This window comes from Mycobacterium sp., from assembly GCF_036273375.1.
Lineage (GTDB): Bacteria > Actinomycetota > Actinomycetes > Mycobacteriales > Mycobacteriaceae > Mycobacterium.
Map to the genome: position 1 here is coordinate 1 of NZ_DASUHS010000268.1, position 2,426 is coordinate 2,426.

Genomic DNA, 2,426 nt, shown 5'->3' on the forward strand with positions numbered 1-2,426 from the left:
AGATATTGCGGGGTGTCCTTCAGGGTGAAATAGAAGGGGTCCGATTTATCCTGACCCGGGCAGTTCATGTAAGGCACACCGGGCGAGCGGAAACCCTGCGCCCAGTCGTCCCAGCTCGAAGTCTTGGTCGTGTCGATCAGCGTGAGGCTCGTGGTGCCGTCCGGTGCCGTGGTCTCCTGATACAGATTGATCGTCACGCCGGGCACGTCCGGCGTCCAGCTGGTGTGCAGCAGCAGGGTCGGATCGTCGAACGGGCGGGTGGAGGCGTAGATGACCTCGCCATGGATGCCGCCATTTTCCGCTGGCTTGCCGTTCTTCGCTTCGGCGAAGGCGGCCTTGCCGAACTCCAGGAACTCGTAGGAGCCGATGAAACCCTGCCAGGCCTCGGTGTTCACCCAGGGAGGATCGATGCGACCCGTGGAGCCGCCGGGACCACCGCCGTTCGGGTTGCTCAGGCGATCCTGCGCACTGCAGTCGGCATCGGCGCAGTAGACCGCACCAGGGACGCGCAGCGCCGCAGGCACCGAGTTTTGCTCGACCGTATTCGCCAGATGATCCGCAATCTGCGAAGTGCCGCCGCCGGGCGTTCCGTCCGCGGGTCCGCCCGCATCGTACACCACGTGGACACCTGTGTTCTTGTACCGCGTCGTGTCCGTCTCGAGCACGTACCAGTTAAAGAGTGGGAAGATCTCGTTGAAGCTCGCAAGACCATTCAGGTCGGTGTTGTTGAAGTTGGAGTAGCTCCCGTCGCGGAAGCGGTTGTTGGTGACAACGAGGGACAGACCCGGCTCGGTGAAGTTGCCCGAGGAGTCAGTATCGCGCTTGCCATTGCCATTGGTATCCAGGAAGGTCGTGGTCGCGAGGTCGGTGTGCCACTGCAGCTCCGCGAGCCCGGTTCCCGCACCATCGGGGCCGCCGCCGAAGTCGAAGCCGCTTCCGCTGAGCTGGACTGGGGTGGACAGGCCGTCCACGATCTGGTCGTTCCACTGATCGAACACCGTGACGCGCCAGTTGCCGTTCGGCAGTCCATTGAGCTGGAAGTGGCCGTCGCTGTCGCACTTGGCGAAGGCGAAGTCCTCGCCGTCCGGATCGCCGAAGCTCACGTAGCATTGCGTGAAGGACAGCGCGGAGTTGTCACCGCTGCTGTAGAGGCGCTGGTCGGGGGTCCGGCTCTGCCGCTCCATCGTCACGTAGCCCTGGACCGTGTTCGTGCAATTGTCCGTGGGATCGGCGGTGTGCGCCGCGGCACACTCGGCCTTCTTTCGGGAGTTGATGATCGCCGGGTTGGCAAAGCCGATGGTGACATGGAAGCCGGCGGGGCCGAACTCCTGGAAGTAGGCAGGGCCGCCCACCTTGATGAAGGAGTCATGCGCCTTCTGGCCATCGAGCGTGTTGGTCTGCAGCCACTCCTCACCGCGCGCGATGCGGTCCGCTCCCGGATCAGCCTGCACGCCATAACGACCGGGCATCATGTTCGCGATGACCGCCTGGCCGGCTAGTGGCGAGAGCGTCACGCCGTCGGACTCGTATCTCGGACAGGTGACGATCATGCCAATGAGGCCGTCCTTGGATTTTGGCGAGATCGGGCAGGCATCCCTGCCGGTGGCCGGATCGATCTGCCCGGCCAGGCTGTTGGACAACGGCTGATTGAACATGTCATAGGTCATCTGACCGGTGGCATCGCCCGTGCCACCGGCGTCATCCCACAGGCGGATCTCGAATCCGCCCAGGCCCGGCTCGTTCGGCGCGAGCACGTCCACGCCGCCACCGGCGTCGTTCTCGCCGTTGAGCGGGAAGTCATCCTCGAACACGAACACCGAGATCTTGGCTGGCTGGAAGGGCGTCTCCTGCAGCAGGACATTGACGCTGGACTGGCTCGGCACGATCGGTGCGCCACCCATGCTATGGCCGCAGGTGCCGGTGCCCGGGGCAAAATCATCGCCCGCGGGCCCCGAGGGGCAGTCGAGTGCGATGCTGAACTGGCGGGTGCTCTTGGTGTTGTTGTTGGTTGGGTTATCGGTGGTGCTGGGCGGGACCGGCGCACCGGCCCCGGAAGTGAATGAGTTGCCCGCATCGCCCGGCAGAACCGAGATGTAGTAATGCTTGCTCGGATCCAGGTGGACCTGGGCGGGGTCGACCGGGATCTGCTGCGGGTTGGCCGGATCGATCAGCTCGCTCGGGGCGCGGCAGACGCCATTACCCTTGTCGCAAACGGTGGGTTGCCCGAGCAGCGTCTGGCCGTATTCGCAGGCGTACTTGCCGACACACCCCGCAGCGACTACCGGCATGTAGCTGGTATGGAAATTGGTGCCGAGGCTGGGCGTCGGCTGGCCGGAGTTCACCTGGTTGGGATCGATGTGGAAAGTACGGTCTTCCTCGATGATCCAGCGGTAGTCACCGATGCTCACTGGCGTGTTGCCTACCTG

Annotated in this window: 1 protein-coding gene; it reads right to left on the reverse strand. The window is 64.1% G+C overall.

Annotated features, from left to right (window positions below):
• Positions 1-2,408, reverse strand: a 2,408-nt coding sequence (locus VFW69_RS23445) for a hypothetical protein (RefSeq protein WP_526505123.1), incomplete at its 3' end; no start/stop codon positions are given.
• Between the last annotated feature and the right edge of the window lie 18 nt (positions 2,409-2,426).